This is a genomic window from Endozoicomonas sp. (assembly GCF_031844845.1).
GTDB lineage: Bacteria > Pseudomonadota > Gammaproteobacteria > Pseudomonadales > Endozoicomonadaceae > Endozoicomonas.
Window position 1 is genome coordinate 1 of record NZ_JAVRMB020000128.1, and the last position, 17,849, is coordinate 17,849.

The 17,849-nt window shown below is 48.2% G+C and carries 13 protein-coding genes; 12 read left to right on the plus strand and 1 reads right to left on the minus strand.

Annotated features, from left to right (window positions below; genetic code table 11):
- The first annotated feature begins 52 nt into the window (after window positions 1–52).
- The 4 genes from prpC (at window position 53) to RM811_RS06180 (ending at window position 6,510) form a co-directional block, all read left to right on the plus strand.
- Entirely contained in the window at window positions 53–1,195 is a 1,143-nt protein-coding gene (prpC, locus tag RM811_RS06165; protein WP_402522031.1) for a 2-methylcitrate synthase, read from the plus strand.
- Window positions 1,196–1,462: 267 nt separating this feature from the next.
- Window positions 1,463–4,069, plus strand: a complete 2,607-nt coding sequence (gene acnD / locus RM811_RS06170) for a Fe/S-dependent 2-methylisocitrate dehydratase AcnD (protein ID WP_402521890.1) — start codon at window positions 1,463–1,465, stop codon at window positions 4,067–4,069.
- Window positions 4,070–4,225: 156 nt separating this feature from the next.
- Window positions 4,226–5,404 (plus strand): 2-methylaconitate cis-trans isomerase PrpF, encoded by a 1,179-nt coding sequence (gene prpF / locus RM811_RS06175; protein WP_402521892.1) that lies wholly within the window; start codon window positions 4,226–4,228, stop codon window positions 5,402–5,404.
- A 242-nt stretch (window positions 5,405–5,646) separates the two neighbouring features.
- Window positions 5,647–6,510 carry a hypothetical protein gene (locus RM811_RS06180; RefSeq protein WP_402521894.1) on the plus strand — a complete coding sequence of 288 codons (864 nt, stop codon included), beginning with the start codon at window positions 5,647–5,649 and terminating at the stop codon, window positions 6,508–6,510.
- Between the two features lie 318 nt (window positions 6,511–6,828).
- On the opposite strand, the gene RM811_RS06185 is transcribed toward RM811_RS06180, so the two are convergent.
- On the minus strand, window positions 6,829–7,689 hold the full coding sequence (locus tag RM811_RS06185; RefSeq protein WP_402521896.1) for an alpha-amylase family glycosyl hydrolase: 861 nt from the start codon (window positions 7,687–7,689) through the stop codon (window positions 6,829–6,831).
- 675 nt (window positions 7,690–8,364) lie between these two features.
- On the opposite strand from RM811_RS06185, the gene RM811_RS06190 reads away from it, so the two are divergent.
- From RM811_RS06190 to RM811_RS06225, 8 genes are all read left to right on the plus strand, one after another.
- Complete coding sequence (locus RM811_RS06190; protein ID WP_402521898.1) at window positions 8,365–8,652, plus strand: helix-turn-helix domain-containing protein; 288 nt, start codon at window positions 8,365–8,367, stop codon at window positions 8,650–8,652.
- Window positions 8,653–8,787: 135 nt separating this feature from the next.
- The gene (locus RM811_RS06195; protein WP_402521900.1) at window positions 8,788–9,471 is read left to right on the plus strand and encodes a hypothetical protein; all 684 of its coding nucleotides are present in this window, start codon (window positions 8,788–8,790) and stop codon (window positions 9,469–9,471) included.
- Window positions 9,472–9,784: 313 nt separating this feature from the next.
- Window positions 9,785–10,183, plus strand: a complete 399-nt coding sequence (locus tag RM811_RS06200) for a VOC family protein (protein WP_402521903.1) — start codon at window positions 9,785–9,787, stop codon at window positions 10,181–10,183.
- Between the two features lie 583 nt (window positions 10,184–10,766).
- Entirely contained in the window at window positions 10,767–11,183 is a 417-nt protein-coding gene (locus RM811_RS06205) for a hypothetical protein (protein ID WP_402521906.1), read from the plus strand.
- Window positions 11,180–11,335: a hypothetical protein gene (locus RM811_RS06210; protein WP_402521909.1), complete on the plus strand. Its 156-nt coding sequence runs from the start codon at window positions 11,180–11,182 to the stop codon at window positions 11,333–11,335. The genes RM811_RS06205 and RM811_RS06210 overlap by 4 nt, the downstream gene beginning before the upstream one ends.
- A 419-nt stretch (window positions 11,336–11,754) precedes the next feature.
- On the plus strand, window positions 11,755–11,916 hold the full coding sequence (locus RM811_RS06215) for a hypothetical protein (protein ID WP_402521912.1): 162 nt from the start codon (window positions 11,755–11,757) through the stop codon (window positions 11,914–11,916).
- A gap of 287 nt (window positions 11,917–12,203) precedes the next feature.
- A complete protein-coding gene (locus RM811_RS06220; protein WP_402521915.1) occupies window positions 12,204–13,313 on the plus strand; it encodes an HlyD family efflux transporter periplasmic adaptor subunit in 1,110 nt (369 codons plus the stop codon).
- 53 nt (window positions 13,314–13,366) lie between these two features.
- Window positions 13,367–17,845, plus strand: coding sequence for a cadherin-like domain-containing protein (locus tag RM811_RS06225; RefSeq protein ID WP_402521917.1), 4,479 nt, complete (start codon window positions 13,367–13,369; stop codon window positions 17,843–17,845).
- Window positions 17,846–17,849: the final 4 nt, after the last annotated feature.

The window sequence follows — 17,849 nt, forward strand, 5'->3', positions numbered from 1 at the left end:
AAAGGTAGCTGACTCGGTGCCTGACACTGAAATAAAAAAACGGAGAAGTACTATGTCGACGAACTCTGGGACAGAAAAGAAATTAAGTGGTGCTGGTCTGCGTGGCCAGTCAGCGGGTGAAACCGCACTGTGTACGGTTGGTCAAACCGGTTCCGGTCTGACTTACCGTGGCTATGACATCAAAGAACTGGCGGACAAAGCACAATTCGAAGAAGTCGCTTACCTCCTGCTTTACGGAAAACTGCCCAATCAAGCTGAACTGGGCGCTTACAAAACCAGGCTGAAAGGCCTCCGTTCGCTTCCGGATGCATTGAAAACGGTATTGGAACAGATTCCTGCCAATGCCCATCCTATGGATGTCATGCGTACGGGTTGCTCCATGCTGGGTAACCTGGAAACCGAACAGGATTTCTCTGAGCAGAACGATCATATCGACCGTTTGCTGGCGATTTTTCCGGGCATGATCAACTACTGGTATAACTTCAGCCACAATGGTGTGCGTGTGGATGTGAATACTGACGCTGATTCTATTGCTGAACAGTTTCTCTGGACACTGCACAACAAAAAGCCCGAGCCACTGCATGTTCAGGTAATGCACGCTTCTCTTGTGCTTTACGCGGAGCATGAATTCAATGCTTCAACATTTACGGGTCGTGTGTGTGCTTCCACCCTGTCTGATATTCACAGTTGTGTGACGGCTGCCATCGGTTCTCTCCGTGGTCCACTGCATGGTGGCGCTAATGAAGCGGCAATGGCAATGATTGAGAACTGGCGTTCTGTGGATGAAGCTGAAGATAAAATCATGGGCATGCTGGCACGAAAAGACAAAATCATGGGCTTTGGTCATGCGGTTTACCGTGAGTCAGACCCGCGCAATGCCATTATTAAAGAGTGGTCGCAGAAGCTGTCTGAGCAGGTCGGTGATGAGTGCCTGTATGCGGTTTCTGAACGTGTAGAAGCGGTGATGTGGCGTGAGAAGAAGTTATTCTGTAATGCGGATTTCTTCCATGCCTCTGCTTATAACTTTATGGGTATTCCTACCAAGCTGTTTACGCCTATCTTCGTTTGCTCTCGTGTTGCCGGCTGGACTGCTCATGTCATGGAGCAGCGTTCCAATAACCGGATTATTCGGCCATCTGCAGACTATACCGGTCCGGAAACGTCTGAGTGGGTTGCTATTGAAGATCGACCATAGGGACGGTTTTCTACCACAGAGGCACGGAGGACTCAGAGGAAAGACAAAGCTTCCTCGCTCCCACGCTTTTAGGCCCTGCGGGTCCTGCGTGGGAGCGTTCTCCGTGAATCGCAGGCATCTGCGGTGGTTGGCTCTGCATTCCCACGCGGAGCGTGGGAACGAGGGTTAACCTTTGTGCCTTTGTGGTTCAAATCAAAGCCTCAGGATAATAAAGCAGTCACAGAGTTGCCTGCACCTCAAATAATTTGCCCGGTGGACGTTCGACGTATGAACACTGATTTTCGTAAGCCCTTACCCGGTACCCAGCTCGACTATTTTGACACCCGTGAAGCCGTGGAAGCGATTCAACCGGGCGCCTGGAAAACCTTACCTTATACTTCCAGAGTGTTGGCTGAGCAGCTGGTTCGTCGCTGTGACCCGGCAACACTAACTGATTCACTGAAGCAGATTATCGAGCGCAAGCGGGACCTGGACTTTCCCTGGTACCCGGCCCGTGTTGTCTGTCATGACATTCTTGGGCAGACCGCCCTGGTCGACCTTGCAGGCCTGAGAGATGCCATTGCAGATCAGGGGGGAGACCCATCAAAAGTTAACCCTGTGGTTCCTACTCAGTTAATTGTTGATCACTCCCTCGCCGTAGAACACGGTGGTTTCGACCCGGACGCTTTTGATAAAAACCGGGCCATTGAAGACCGTCGTAACGAAGATCGTTTCCACTTTATTGAGTGGACCAAGGCCGCTTTTGAAAATGTGGACGTGATTCCTGCCGGTAATGGCATCATGCACCAGATTAATCTGGAGAAAATGTCTCCGGTTATCCAGGCTCGTGATGGTATTGCTTATCCGGATACCTGTGTCGGTACTGACAGCCATACCCCTCACATTGATGCGCTGGGTGTTATCGCCATTGGTGTGGGTGGTCTGGAAGCCGAAACGGTGATGCTGGGCCGTCCTTCCATGATGCGACTGCCTGACATCATCGGTGTTGAATTGGTCGGTCAGCGTCAGCCGGGCATTACCGCCACAGATATTGTACTGGCAATAACCGAGTTTCTAAGGAATGAGCGGGTAGTCTCTGCTTTTCTTGAGTTTTTTGGCGCAGGCGCAGCCAATCTGACCATCGGTGACCGGGCAACCATCTCCAACATGACACCGGAATTTGGTGCTTCTGCCGGAATGTTCTATATCGACCAACAGACCATTGATTATCTCAAGCTAACCGGACGTGAGCCTGAGCAAGTGGCCCTGGTAGAACACTATGCGAAAACCACCGGACTCTGGGCAGATGATCTGGAAGCTGCTGAATATGAGCGGGTGCTGACGTTTGATCTTTCAACGGTCTGCCGCAATATGGCCGGGCCTTCTAACCCTCATCGTCGTCTGCCAACCGCTGAGCTGGAAAGTCGTGGTATAGCCGGCCCCTGGAAAAAAGAGTGGGAGGAACAGGAGGGCCTGATGCCCGATGGCGCCATCATCATTGCCGCTATCACCAGCTGTACCAATACCAGTAATCCGCGCAATGTTGTGGCGGCGGGTCTCGTTGCCCGCAAGGCCAATGAGCTGGGATTGATTCGCAAGCCCTGGGTGAAATCGTCGTTTGCTCCCGGTTCCAAAGTGGCCAAACTCTATCTTGAAGATGCAGGTCTTCTTTCAGAGATGGAAAAACTGGGTTTTGGTATCGTTGGATACGCCTGTACCACCTGTAATGGCATGAGTGGAGCACTGGACCCGGAGATCCAGAAGGAAGTGATTGACCGTGATCTCTATACGACGGCGGTACTGTCTGGAAACCGTAACTTTGATGGTCGTATCCATCCTTATGCCAGACAGGCCTTCCTGGCGTCACCACCCCTGGTGGTCGCTTATGCCATTGCCGGTACCATGCGCTTTGATATTGAAAAAGATGTACTGGGTACCGACAAAAGTGGTAACGCCATTACCCTGAAAGATATCTGGCCCAGCGATGAAGAGATTGATGCGATTGTCGCCAGGTCCGTGAAGCCTGAGCAGTTCCATCAGGTGTACATCCCAATGTTTGATCTGGGTAAGGCAGAAGAAGCAGAGAGCCCATTGTACGACTGGCAGCCAATGAGTACCTATATCCGTCGCCCTCCTTATTGGGAAGGTGCCCTGGCGGGTGAAAGGACAATGAAAGGCATGCGACCGCTTGCCGTTCTGGGCGATAACATCACCACTGACCATCTGTCACCCTCCAACGCCATTATGGCCAGCAGCGCTGCCGGTGAGTATCTGGCGAAAATGGGTCTGCCTGAGGAAGATTTTAACTCCTATGCAACCCACCGGGGTGATCACCTCACCGCCCAGAGAGCGACGTTTGCCAATCCAAAACTCCTTAATGAAATGTGCCTGGATGCCAATGGTGAGGTTAAGCAGGGGTCTCTGGCACGGGTTGAACCGGAAGGCAAAGAAACCCGGATGTGGGAAGCCATTGAGACCTATATGGAGCGTAAGCAGCCATTAATCATTGTGGCTGGCGCTGATTATGGTCAGGGCTCATCCCGTGACTGGGCGGCCAAAGGGGTTCGTCTGGCCGGCGTTGAGGCGATTGTTGCGGAAGGCTTTGAGCGTATTCACCGGACTAATCTGGTGGGAATGGGCGTATTGCCTCTGGAATTCAACCCAGGCACAACCCGTAAAACACTCGGTATTGATGGTACCGAAACCTACGATGTGGCAGGTGAGCCTACACCGGGAGCAACGCTGGCGCTGCTGATTCATCGGAGAAATGGTGAAACCGTTGAGGTGCCAGTAACCTGTCGTCTGGATACCGCAGAAGAAGTGTCTGTCTATTCCGCCGGTGGTGTACTCCAGCGCTTTGCCAAAGACTTCCTTGAGTCAGAGGCACCTGCCTGATTTAATCCGTAGGTCGGTTCCCCGTCGGGGGGAGCCGACCATTAAACCATCCGTTAACGCCAAAACTTGTTTGGTGCATGGCGGTTGGGTCACGAGTCGGCTCCCCTGAACGGGGAACCGACCTACATAAGAATCCCCACTAAGGAGCTGTTTATCTTGGCTCATTCACCTCAAATAAAAATTCCTGCCACCTATATGCGTGGTGGTACCAGCAAAGGGGTCTTTTTCAAGCTGACCGATCTTCCGGCAGCTGCGCAGGTTCCCGGCGAAGTCCGGGATGCGCTGTTGCTGAGAGTGATTGGCAGTCCTGATCCATACAGTAAGCAGATTGACGGTATGGGGGGCGCGACGTCCAGTACCAGCAAAACAGTGATTCTTTCAAAAACCAGTCAGCCAGATCACGATGTGGATTACCTGTTTGGACAGGTGTCTATTGATAAGCCCTTTGTGGATTGGAGCGGTAACTGCGGTAATCTCACTGCGGCCGTTGGTGCTTTTGCCATTACCAGTGGTTTGGTTGATGGGGAACGGGTTCCGGAAAATGGCATCGCGACCATCAGAATCTGGCAGGCCAATATCAAGAAAACCATCATAGCTCATATCCCCATGACGGAGGGTGCGGTTCAGGAAACGGGCGACTTTGATCTTGATGGTGTGACTTTTCCTGCGGCTGAAGTTCAGGTTGAATTTCTGGATCCAGCCGATGGTGAAGGCACCATGTTCCCAACGGGCCATTTGGTAGATGATCTTGAAGTACCGGGCGTTGGCACACTGAAGGCCACCCTGATTAATGCCGGTATCCCCACCATTTTCGTCAATGCAAAAGATATTGGCTACCAGGGAACCGAGTTGCAGGAAGCCATTAATAGTGATGAGCAAGCCCTGGCAATGTTTGAAACTATTCGAGCCCATGGTGCTGTTCGTATGGGGTTGATCAGTAACATCGAAGAGTCCGCTACCCGACAACACACCCCAAAAGTGGCGTTTGTCTCAAAGCCTGAGAGTTACCTTTCTTCCAGTGGTAAAGAGGTCTCTGAAAACGAGGTGGATCTGCTGGTTCGCGCCCTGTCCATGGGTAAGCTCCATCACGCTATGATGGGGACTGCTGCTGTAGCCATCGGTACCGCTGCGGCTATTCCCGGAACCCTGGTCAATCTGGCCGCCGGCGGTGGCGAGCGAAATGCGGTGCGTTTTGGTCACCCGTCGGGCACTTTGAAAGTCGGTGCTGAAGCCGTACTGAATGATGGTCAGTGGTCGGTGAAAAAAGCGATGATGAGCCGCAGTGCCAGAGTATTGATGGAAGGCTGGGTCAGGGTGCCTGGTGATACCTTCTGATTTTTTCTGGCCTGGGCACGGTTTCTACTGTGCCCTCCGGTGCGCGCCACAACGAGCGTATATCGATTATCAATATCCTGTCTGAAACACCACAATAGGCGGTTGAGAAAATTCTCCAAAAGAGCCTGCCGTAGCCTCGGCCAAGCCTGTGAGAGTACCCCTGCATAGTCGGGAGTTTACCGAATGATTAGTCATGGTGTTTGTAATTTAATTTATATTTACTAGTCTTCGTGTAATTTTAAATGCATGTGAAATTTCTGATCAATCTGGTGATAAAGCCATTACTGCTATTTAAATTAATCCAATTATTCGAGGTCTGGACTATGCAGGGTATGCAGGGTATGCAGGGTATGCAGGGTATGCAGGGAATACATTCAGTCTATCGCTCTGAGGTGGATGATAATCAGAATTGTCGTAGATCTGGTCCGCCGGTAGCATTTGGGCTTTCGGTTAAAAAAGAGAATGCAGATAAAGGTAAAGTTTCAGATCATGGACAACCTGCTTCCCGACAGTATAGCCGTCCGCTGTTTGCTTATGAGCGGTTTGCCTGTGTTGCTATGGGAATAGTAACGTTTCTCAGTGGGGCAATGGGACAGTCAACTACAAAGAGTATTTCGGATCATGGGCTCACAGATGGTGAGGGTTTTTATTCTGCCCCGGGAGCTGGCGACTTAACCCATGCTAAAGTCACCGTGGAAAATATGACGACCAATGCTACAACCACCATGGAAAATATGATGACCAATGCTACAACAGGCATGGGAAATGTAATGGCGAATGCTACAGGCAGTGTGGGGAATATGGTAGCCGACACCAGTAGTGAAACGTCCGCACAGGAAAAAATAATAGCAACTATTGTATTATTGGTTATGTTGGTCGTTGTGATGGTCGTAGTCGTTATTTTCCAAAAATGCGTACCCAGCAATAAAAACTATCTGGCTGTACCCCCATCACAAGAGGGAGGCCAGGATACGGCAGATGATGTTCTTATGAGGATCTGCCGTGATGAAAGGACGAAAGAACTAGCTTTAGAGACAAAGGAAAGAAAAGCAGAAACAATAGAAATAGGCGTGGGTTCCTATAAGCCAAAGCCGGCCTTTGTATAAAATCTGCTTCCTGTTAGACGGTTTGTTATCCTGCCCTTCACCTGAACGCCCGTCAATTCTTGTATAAAAAACAAGAGGAGAAGTAGGGAGAAGTAGGGAGAAGTAGGACAGCCATAATTTTAAAATCCAATAATAATTTATTTGCTATAAAAACTAACAAATCAATCATCCTCAGTATTAAACATCTCTGAATCCAAGTGATTCAGATATTACTTTGGGGGTAAATCCAGTTTTTGGATAAAAACTAACAGACAGGATTCTGGTTGGCGCAGTTGAACCAGCACTACATGGCAACGGAGTGCGGTTTAATCAATCAGGCTAAGAGAAATCAGTTTTACAATGGTGCCGATGAGTATAACCGACGACAAGCAAGAGTACCCTGAAACCACTGCCGTCCTGCTTTTCAGCGAAGGCTTTCATGGCGGCCAATTTACCAACCGCACGTCTGAAACGATTATTCCAGTCTATGGTTTTTAGCCACTCTTCTTCATCTATACCCAGTCGGGTCAGAATGGGAGGCGTATCAGCGGGTATGGCTCCTCGTTTGCCGGCTTTGAGTATTCTTCCGCTCCAGTCCACTAATTCAAAGTAGTATTGTCGGCTGAACGGAATGGACTCATCGGGGTTTTGTCCAGGGCATTGCAGGGGTTTGAGCAGCAGGCCGGTTTTTTTATTGGTCAGATTGTTATCCAGGTGCGTTATTCGTTGTTGAATGGAAGTGTAGGCAGAGGTTTTCGGTGTATCGGCCATCTTTGTTCTTATGGGATTAGGGTCCACATAAGCCATGCAGGTGAGAATAGCTGCTTCATCCAGCAGGGCCTGGCTTTTGAAACGGTCTTCCCAGAATCGGCCTTTGCAGCCATCTTCCTGATTGGCTTCGCGGGCCAGATGCTCGTTAAGACAGCGCATAAACCAGATGATGTCCTGTAATCGTTCCCGGAACACCAGAGCATATTCATCAACTCTCAGTTGTTCCGCATCATCCAGTTTCTCACCGGCAAGATAACGCTGAACCAGCATTGGCCCATTAAATAATTGTGCCCAGCGTTTGAGCACCTCCCTGTCACACCACTGCTTCGCGGCGGGTGTGTTGATGTGCAACACAGCATGGTAATGATTGGACATGATTGCATAGGCACAGACTTCTATCGCAAAGATATTCACGAAGAAATAGGACAAGAAATAGGACAGCCATAATCTTAAAACCCAATAAAACCTGATTGGCTATAAAAACTGACAACTCAATCATCATCAGTATTAACCATCCCTGAGTCCAAGTGATGCAGACAATACTATTGAGGGTGAATCCAGCTTTTGGATGAAAAACTAACGGACAGGATTCTGGTTGGCGCAGGCTGAACCAGCACTACGCAGTAACGGAATGCAGTTTAATCAATCAGGCTTAAAAAAATGAGTCTACATTTGGAAAGTCCAGTTTATGGGTGTCTTATTCTCCTTGTCCAGTCGTTAGCCCAAATAGAAATTGTCAGCCTGATTAATAAGATATGAGTACTTGACAAGATACGGCAACGCCGTATACATTGTGATCAATGATTTTCATTGAAACAAGTAAATTTACCAAGCTTATATCAGATTATTTGTCTGATTCTGAATTCAGTATCTTGCAGTGGCACCTACAGGAAAAACCTGATTCTGGTGATATTGTTCGTGGTAGCGGGGGTGTCCGAAAAGTACGCTGGACTCCAGAAGGGAAAGATAAAATCGGCGGTGTTCGAGTAATTTACCACTGAAAGAAGAGTGATCACGAAATCTGGATGCTCACAATTTACAGCAAATCAGAGCAAGCCACTATTTCTGGTCAAATTCTAAAGAAAATTTCGGAGGCTATCAAAAATGAGTGAGCGTGATATAGGTCAAGAAATTTTTGATGGTATTGAGGAAATTAAATCGTTTAAGTCCGGTGAAGGAAAGCTTAAAGCCTCTATCCTTTCAGAACCGTCTCCAGCTAAAGAAATCAGGAAGAAATTAAAATTATCGCAGTCGGCGTTTGCAGGTTTTATGGGGGTCAGCATAAGAACCATACAAGACTGGGAACAAGGTCGCCGAAATCCACAAGGCCCAGCAAAAGCATTGCTAAGAATTGCAGAACAATGTCCAGAAGTGTTTCAAGAATTACGATAATTAAGACACAGGGCATAACAAGAATTTCCAGCGGACTGCGCGAAAACCGAGGGCGGGTCTTGAATCTTGCACTTATGCAAAATGAAAGACTTGACCCCAATCTTCGTCTTCCCACTATAACCACGGCGAATTAATATGAAACAATTAAACAAACTCGCGATAGCGATTATTCCCAACAATGGCGGTGAGTTGACTTTGTTTCGCCGCGAAGATGAATTTTCTATTCGGCTTTCCGGCGTGCGCGGGGAGTTAATGAATAGTCGGGTTTATAATTCCGAACAGGAATTGGCCAAACTCGGCTGTGCTCATATTAAAAATAAAGACAATGCAGAAGTGTTAGTTGGTGGTTTGGGTATGGGCTATACCTTGGCGTCAGCACTAGAGAGTGTTACTGCAAACTCACGGGTCACTGTCGCAGAGCTTATTCCAGAGGTAGTGGAATGGAACCAGGGCCCGCTAGGTGAATGTGCAGGCAAGCCATTGGCAGATAGTCGCTGCCAAGTACGGTTGGGTGATATCGCCGAGTTAATAAAAATACAGCAGCCAGATTTTGATGCCATTTTACTGGATGTCGATAATGGTCCGGAAGGTATTACCCATAGTAATAATAATTGGCTGTATTCCACGAGTGGTTTAGATGCCTTATATAAGAGCTTACGCCCTGAAGGGATGTTGGCAGTGTGGTCTGCCGGTGCAGATTCCATGTTCACTATTCAACTAAAAAAAGCTGGATTCTCAGTTCAAGTACGTACAGTGAGAGCGAGGCCTGGTAAAGGCAGTCGACATACCATTTTCCTGGCAAAAAAGCCTTGGCATTAGTCCCAGGAAAACCGGGGTCGGGTCTTGAATCTTGGAAAACCGGGGTCGGGTCTTGAATCTTGCACTTATGCAAAATGAAAGACTTGCCCCCAATCTTCCTACGATAATGGTTTCGTGCCGTGAGTCAGCCTTCTGCATAAGCCAGGTTGGTTGCTTGCATTAAGCCTGGTCTCAGTTAATCTCAGGCTTTGGTATGGCTTCAAGTCCCGTGGCCAATCGAAGTTAATAACGGCGTCACGGCCATCAGCTCGGACTGCCTCCGGCAGCTGGCTATGCTGACGTTACCTGCCTCACATCAATTGGATTACGAATAATGAAAGAAATACAAAGAATAAATCACGTTGGTTTAAGGGTTCGAGATTTAGACATTTCTCGAAAATTCTACGAAAAACTCGGATTCATATTCCTTGTAGGTCCAGTTGGTCCTGAACCCGTTGCTATCATAGAGCATCCATCTGGGGTGAACATTAATCTCATCCTTAACACATCAGAAGAAGCTCCAAGGAAGAATATTCTGATGGAAGAATCAGTGAAGTATCCAGGCTATACACATGTAGCATTGGAAATATCCGATATCCAGTCAGCATTACGGCAAATTCAAGAATTGGGCATTACGATTACTGAGCGAGTAGAATTTGAGGGTGCTCAATTCTTCTTTATAAGAGATCCCGATGCCAATATTATCGAGTTTCATCAACCAGCAGGCAGGTGATAAGTGCATGCAGCCGCCGCCTTCGGCGCCCCACATGCAGGCGTCAGACTGTCTCAAGATTGATGGTGTTGCGCAGCACGCTGCAGTCGATTGCATGATTAAATCATTCAAATATAAAGGGTTGGAACCGTTCTTCGAATCAGCAGACTTTCCCCTCGCTGGGTATTGCTAAAAGTAGCACGCGGAGTGAGGAGCTTTTTCTAAATTCGAAAGATATCGAAAGGGTAAGGGTTTTGCGGCGGGCACTGACCCATCTTAAACCTGTAGAAGGCGCCAGGAAGCTTGTTGAGTTACTTGAGAAATACCCAGCGAATGCAGAACTGTTGAACCGGTAGTTGCCAAAAATTTGAAAATCCGCCTTTCAAAAAACTTGATTTACGTAGGTGGTCAAAGGCGAGGAGAAGCATAATAAGGAAATAAAGGCAGTGGAATGGTTGTTTGTGATCCAGACCCTTTTCAGAAGTAATATCCAATTAGTGGCCAGTCCAGACAGATTGTCAGTATGGGTGGCTAACAAACACATCGGCTCGGACTGCCTTCAGCAGCCGGCCATGCAGGCGTTATGTGCTCAAAGGGGGTAATCATGGAAGTAAGCATTGATGATCTACAATTGGCTGTTGAATTTGTTTCGAGTTGTCCTTCACTTGAATCGGAAGCATTTTTGGATCGTAAAACCGGGACAATATATTATTCGGGGGATTGTGTTGACGAAGATTTGCCCATTGATGTGTATGAAAATGAACGCTACCTATCAGTGCCTTCTAAACAGGATTTGGACTTAGGGCGTTCTCTCGCTTTAGCGTTTACTGCTCAGCAATTGCCGAGTGATCTTGACTCTGTTTATGAGTTCTTTCGCCGCAAGGGCGCATACTCTAAATTCAAGCTGTTCCTTGAGCGTACTGGCAGCCTGGAGCAATGGTATGCCTTTGAAATCGAGTCTGTTAATACAGCAATTGAACATTGGTGCAAAGAGCATAATTTAATGACCAGGAGCACATGACGAGTTCGTTTACCGGACGCAACTTTATCGGTGTGAACGATTTGTTTCAGGCTCTGCTGTTCTTCAGAGGAAAGCTGGATGTGGTACTTGACAGGTATAATGCAGACAAAAAATCAGTATCATGCCTGAAGATCGGTACCACTGCTTTATGATATGTCAATCCTATTGAAATCATGCACTGGTGCTGGAAAGATTTCTGGTCGTTTATTTCTGAGGCTATTGTCGAAAGTCCGTTTGCCAACCCTGGTCTGACAGCCATAATTTTATCTCATATTGGCTTATGTCAGGGTTGTGATGGGCTATCAAGGTCTGGTGTTCCTTACCGGAAGAGTGGTCTTCTGGTCAGACCAGCAATTGTCCGTTCCCCGGTGGTTCTATCCGGTTGCAGAAACCCTGCTTCCTTGAGGTGGGGCTTGATCTTTCTGATTGTTTTGATGGCACTCTCAATATTTCCATTGCTCCACATACCTTTCAACTGATCTCACCTGAACTGACATTACCCGGGTTATCCTGACCTGGAGGATGTGAGACGTTCTCTTTTTCCCACTGTTTTCTCAAGACTGGGCAGCAGATGGTTGCTGGCTGGATCTATTATCCGCACCCGGAAACCAAGTCAGCTCATTTTCATCGCCCGGACACCATTGAGATACTGGCTCCCTGGCCGGGTGGCATCTGTTATGGCGGTCAGCTTGTGCTGCTGGTTAAGCGAGATGAAGTACTGATTGATGGTTGATGCCATTATTCGTGTTTACTTTGTCTGCCGTCATGCTTCGTGAGTGGCAACACCTTTTCTATGCACCCGGGGGCTCATCCAGTGAACAATTATAAGAAAAGAAGAATTCAATAAAGTAGTTAAGTTGCTGAGATATCAGCTTTTTCTGGATTTATTTTATATTTAGCTATTTTATATTTATTTTTTATCTCAAAAAAAGATAAAAAATGAGACTTTTGTATGCTCCCTGGGAAGGAAAAGAACGGGAGGGGTGATTATTCTTAGTATTTATCAGGAAGTAAATCAGTATGGATGCAAAGAAAGGACTCATAGTCAGTGGTTTCCTCTTTTTAACCCTGGTGCTGATCAGCACATTTGTTGAGGTTGAAGTCTTTACCCGTGCCGATGGAGAAGTGTCTTCCTATTCGGCGCCTGCCCATGCCGATTTTTCCGATGATGGTGTGATTCAGCGTATTTATGTCACTGAAGGCGATTTCATTGAGCAGGGTGATGTATTGGTTGAGTTGGATAATGAAGAGCAGAAGATCAACCTGGATATTTTCACTGAAAAGCAGCAGCGCCTGGAGAAGAAACTCGACATTCTCAATGCACTCCTTGAAGAGCAGCAGCTGGATAGAATGGCGGATAGCACGCAGCTGGAAACGCAGGTGTCCCGTTTTGTCCTGATCAGCAATAACTACCATGACAGCCTGAAAAACCTGCAGGCGCTGGTGGCTATCGACAGTCAGAAGAATCAGGCCATTACTGCACTGGTAGAAAAGAAAGCTGCCGGTTCCATGCAGACCATGGATTCGACACATAAAGTACTTCGTTCCCGTAAAGACCTGCTGAAAGTTAAAAAAGAATTTGAAGAACGTATTGTTTTTGAAATTGAACGATATGAAGAGCAGCTTCGGGAAGTGAGCAACAGTATTCGTTTATATGAGTATTATATTGAGCGCTCTTATATTCGTTCTCCGGTTTCCGGAGTGGTTCGCCAGGTTCACTATTCTCAGGAAGGTAAGTTTATCAACCAGGGCGATACCTTTGCCGAGATTATTGAAGATACGCCGAAACCCTACAAAATCACTCTGAATGTCTCTGCCAGTGATATTGGGATGATTAAGGTCGATACCGATGTGAGACTGCGACTGGATGCTTACGATCATACAATTTTCGGTTATCTCGACGGTACCATCAGCCGCATCAGTGTTGATCGTCTTGAAGAGTCTGGCCATGATCTGTTTTACCGGGTTGAAGTGGTGCCAGACCGGGCATTTCTGAAATACAGGGATGAGCAGTTTCCATTGAAATATGGCATGACGCTGTACGGTACCATTGAGCGTGGCAGGGTCTCACTGATCAGCTACCTGATGAGCCCGGTTATTAAACACTTCCATGAAATTGGTCATATCTGATTCGGGTTGCCCCTGGCTCGGGTCAGTCATCACAATAAAATGGATTGGTAAAAATGAGTGAAACTAATCAGGCGAAATCTTCTGCATCCGGTAGTGAAAGTGTGGGTGCAGCATTAAAGACATCCATGGTTCTGGGGGCTTCTGATGGGCTGATTGGTGAAAATCAAAAGGCTGATATCAGGGGCCGTGAAGAAGCCCGGGCTGATCTTGCCATAGAACAATGGGAGTCTTTTTCTGGCAGTAGTGAAGATGAAGAGGCTCAGGAGGAAAGCACCGGTTCTGCCAGAACGGGCCGTACTGCTGGTCTCGTCTCTTCATCCGCAGTCCAGGGGGCTGCTGCTGCCGGTACAGCCAATGTTGCCATTTCATCTGATGCTGCGTCATCGGCAACTGGCGCTTCCGGAGCAGGTGCTAACTCAGGTGTTTCCGATAATACTGCTGAAGAAGGTGCAGACGAAGAGTCCGATGAAACTGAAGAGAATGCAAGGGAAGAGGCTGAAGACGAGGCTGAAGAAGATAGCGCCGGCGCTTCCGGCACTGAAGAGGAAACAGCCTCAGAATCGGCTTCAATCATCACTGAAACAATAGCCTTGGTAGCAGACAGCAGTCGTTCCTTTGAGCTCGTAGTCAGGGAACAGCCCATCATTAATTCAAACTATGAACCGGAAGCCATTCCCGATGGGGTTACTGTCAGTGAGAGCGGGTTATTGTTATTTGACCCGTTGGCTAATGATAACGATGTTAATGATGAATCAGAGAATTTCAGCCTCGACAGTGTGGCCATTGTTGACAGTATTGGCGACTCTGTCAGAGGTCAGGGCAGTGTCAGCATTATTGATAACCAGCTGCAGTTTTCTCCCGGTAATGATTTTGAAACCCTGGCCTCTGATGAGGAACAGGTAGTTACTGTTCAGTACGTGATGAGTGACGATGAGGGTACCCGGTTCTCATCCACGGTAAAGATTATCGTGACCGGAGAGAACGATATTCCGGTTGCAATGGCTGATACTGCTGCAGGCAGCGAAAATCAGACATTACTGATTGATGTGCTGGCCAATGATACCGATGCCGATCATGATGATGTTTCTGCCAGCTTCACTCTGGGAGGAGTCAGTGTTGTTGATGATAACGGAAATCCGGTCACGGGGCAGGGCAGTGCCGGTATCGTTAATAATCAGCTTCAGTTTACGCCGGGTGCTGATTTTGATGATCTGGCTGCGGGTGAGACTGAAACTGTCACTGTTCGCTATGTAATGCACGATGATGAAGGTGCCGTTTCAGAGTCCGAAGTAATCATTACCGTGACGGGCACAAATGATGCCCCTGTTTTGAGTGAGACGGTTCTGTTAGGGAGTAGCAGTGAAGACAGCCTGATTGAAATTACCGAAGCAACTTTGCTGGCCAATGCTTCCGATGTAGATGGGGGTCAGCTGAGTGTTCGGAGTCTGGCTTCGGATCAGGGTATTTTAAGCGACAATGGTAATGGATCATGGTTATTTGAACCCCATGCCCACTTCAGTGGTACGGCAAACATTACCTTTGATGTTTTTGATGGGGTATCCAGCACACCCGCAGGGGCTTCGATAGTTTTGACACCGGTTGTGGATCTCCCCGCTCTGACCATCACGCCGACCGACAATCCGGAAATGACTGGTGAGTCTGTCGGTCTGGAAGACACGGCTATTACGCTGGATCTTACAGCCGTTCTGGTAGATTCCGATGGCAGTGAGTCATTGTCGATCAGTATTACGGATGTTCCTGAAGGGGCTGTGCTTTCTGCCGGAGAGCAAAACCCTGATGGGAGCTGGAGTTTAACGGCCACTGATCTGGACAATCTGGAAATTACACCGCCGTTGAATTTCAATGGGGATATCACTCTGACGGTAACGGCAATTGCTACTGAGGCTGCTACCGGAGAAACCGCCAGCATTTCTGAAACGCTGATGGTCAATGTGCTGCCTGTTAATGATCCGCCTTCAGAACTGGCCCTGTCGCCAGTTGCGCTGAGCCACACAGTAAACACTCAGCCAATGGGTAATGGTTCTACTTTTGTCACGTTGAACGAGCATGCTGATGATTTTGGAGGCCTCGGAACCGGTGCTATCAGCCTGTGGGTGAAGATGGACTCCGACCATGCCAATGCGACTCTGCTGTCCATGACAGACTCGACAACATCTACCCAGAGCTTTTTCATAGCGGGCGGTGTCACCAGATCGATGAATGATGAAAGCCTGACTTTTGCTTCCATGAATGGCAGTACGCACTTTTCCATGATGGTCAGGCAAGGGGAGAGCTACCTGTTTGATGACCAATGGCACCATGTTGTTGCCGTTGTAGATGGTATTGATAACCGCATGTACATTGATGGTGAACGTATGGCGGTGCATTTCAACAATGGATCAGCAACCACCAGCCTGTTTACGGGCACGGATATTGATCTGGTTAATATTGGTTCACTGGTCAGGAATGGTGACCTTAACGGGAGTTTTGGCACCAATGGCGAGATCGCCGAGGTTGGTATATTCGGCAACACCGTTGGTTTAGATGACAGCAGTATCAAGGCTCTGATGAATCAGGGGCCTGACTATTTTGATAACAATGATCTTCTGTTCAGCACAGACTTTTCCGGTACGGGCGATACGGTGACTGATACCAGTGGTAATGGCAGAAACGGCACAGCATTCAGTGGCAATCTTGCAACACGGGAGAGCTTTACGGTCGACGCAAAGGTCGCCGAAGATGACACTCTGCTCCTGCAGGAAGTAGATTTATTAAACGGCTTTAGTGATCTGGAGGGTGATAGCCTGAGCATCCAGGGTATCTCGGTAGATCATGGGGCAGTAGTCAACCAGGGTGATGGTCACTGGATTTTTACGCCGGATAATAATTTCCATGGAGAAGTCAGTTTCTCTGTTGAGGTTACCGATGGAACCAGTACGGTGACGGCGATCCGGACAGTAACGGTGACCAGTATCAATGATGCCCCTGTTGCCTTTGTTGATACGAGCAACACTTCGGAGAATGCTACCCTCACTTTGGACGTACTGGCCAACGATAGCGACGTGGATCATAACGACAGTCCAGCTAATTTCAGTCTCGATAGTGTGGAAATTGTCGATGCCAGTGGTAACCCGGTCACCGGTCAGGGGTCGGTGACCATTGTTAACAATCAGTTGCAGTTTACCCCCGGCAATGATTTTGATGATCTGCCTGCCAGTGCAACGGAATCAGTGACGATCCGCTATGTGATGAGTGATGACGAAGGTGAAACCTCAGTATCTTCCGTGAATATTACCGTTACCGGTGTTAATGATGCACCGGTAATCAGTGAGGTTACCGCTCTGGGCGCAACCGGCCAATATAGTCAGATAATCATTACGGAGGCGGCTCTGCTGGCTAATGCTGCTGATGTGGATGGGGATAACCTGAGTGTCCAGAATCTGTTTACCCATCAGGGCATCATTACCGATCATGGGAATGGTTCCTGGTTATTTACACCCACAGCCCATAGCAGCGGTACAGCGAACTTCAGTTTTGATGTTTATGACGGGGCGACAGTGACATCAGCACAGGCTTCTCTGTTGCTGGTATCGGACGATGCATCGGGCCAGCCGATTAATCAGAGTAGCCTGGACATTGCCAACAGTACTTTTCAGATAATGGAAGGTGCTCTCCTTGGGACTGATGTTTCCGGAAAAATCGTTGCTGATAATGGTTATACCTCTCTGGATCAGTGGCTGCTTAATCATGAAGGCGGAGCACTTACAGTGTCGCTGAATACGGCTGATGGAATCAGTTGGTCTGCCGGTGTGCGTTTGTTACACAGTGATGTTAATGGATCTGCTGGTGTGGAAGTGGGTCGCTTCAGTGGTCAGTTGTCAGAAACGGGTCAGGCGGTTCAGGTTCTGGAGTTTAATGATTTACCAGCCGGTCATTACCAGTTGGTACTTGGGAATGATGGCTTTGACGAAAGCAGTGCCACCAGTGCTCTGGATTATCCGGGTGTTGTCAGTGGTGAACATGGTTATGAGGTAGCGGTTTCCGGTCAGGTTTCTATCGCAGCCCTGCCGAGGGACCCTGGCCAGAATGCCCGGATTTCCGGGGAAACCTGGGGCCAGACTGAAGGAATTCTCACTTTGGCCGTTGTAAATAATGAAGCTGAAATGGTAGACACCGATAACACCCTGTATTACGAGGTGTTTAATAGTGATACCAGGGTTGGCCAGGGAGCGTTCGATTTCAGTAGCGCCATGAGTCCGCAGGACATCTCAATTACGATCAATAACGAGCCACTGGAAACATTAACCCTGGACGAAGTACAGGTGGTATTTCACGAAGTCAATGTTTTCGGAGAGGTGGTGAGCAGCCAGACATTTGGCTTTGATCAGGCAACCATCCCGGATGGCGATACAGTTACAGTTCAGGGTGGCGATGGTCTACAGGGGTTGGAGCTTATTGAGCTTGGGCTGGACTACTTTGAGCTGGGGTTCAGTGAGCTGACGGACGATATGCAGGAGCAGTACTCAGGGTGAGCCG

Excerpts from the sequence above, each read along its gene's own strand:
- prpC (WP_402522031.1), top strand. The coding sequence starts at position 53 with ATGTCGACGAACTCTGGGACAGAAAAGAAATTAAGTGGTGCTGGTCTG.
- acnD (WP_402521890.1), top strand. The coding sequence starts at position 1,463 with ATGAACACTGATTTTCGTAAGCCCTTACCCGGTACCCAGCTCGACTAT.
- RM811_RS06180 (WP_402521894.1), top strand. The coding sequence starts at position 5,647 with ATGCATGTGAAATTTCTGATCAATCTGGTGATAAAGCCATTACTGCTA.
- RM811_RS06190 (WP_402521898.1), top strand. The coding sequence starts at position 8,365 with ATGAGTGAGCGTGATATAGGTCAAGAAATTTTTGATGGTATTGAGGAA.
- RM811_RS06195 (WP_402521900.1), top strand. The coding sequence starts at position 8,788 with ATGAAACAATTAAACAAACTCGCGATAGCGATTATTCCCAACAATGGC.
- RM811_RS06200 (WP_402521903.1), top strand. The coding sequence starts at position 9,785 with ATGAAAGAAATACAAAGAATAAATCACGTTGGTTTAAGGGTTCGAGAT.
- RM811_RS06205 (WP_402521906.1), top strand. The coding sequence starts at position 10,767 with ATGGAAGTAAGCATTGATGATCTACAATTGGCTGTTGAATTTGTTTCG.
- RM811_RS06210 (WP_402521909.1), top strand. The coding sequence starts at position 11,180 with ATGACGAGTTCGTTTACCGGACGCAACTTTATCGGTGTGAACGATTTG.
- RM811_RS06215 (WP_402521912.1), top strand. The coding sequence starts at position 11,755 with ATGGTTGCTGGCTGGATCTATTATCCGCACCCGGAAACCAAGTCAGCT.
- RM811_RS06220 (WP_402521915.1), top strand. The coding sequence starts at position 12,204 with ATGGATGCAAAGAAAGGACTCATAGTCAGTGGTTTCCTCTTTTTAACC.
- RM811_RS06225 (WP_402521917.1), top strand. The coding sequence starts at position 13,367 with ATGAGTGAAACTAATCAGGCGAAATCTTCTGCATCCGGTAGTGAAAGT.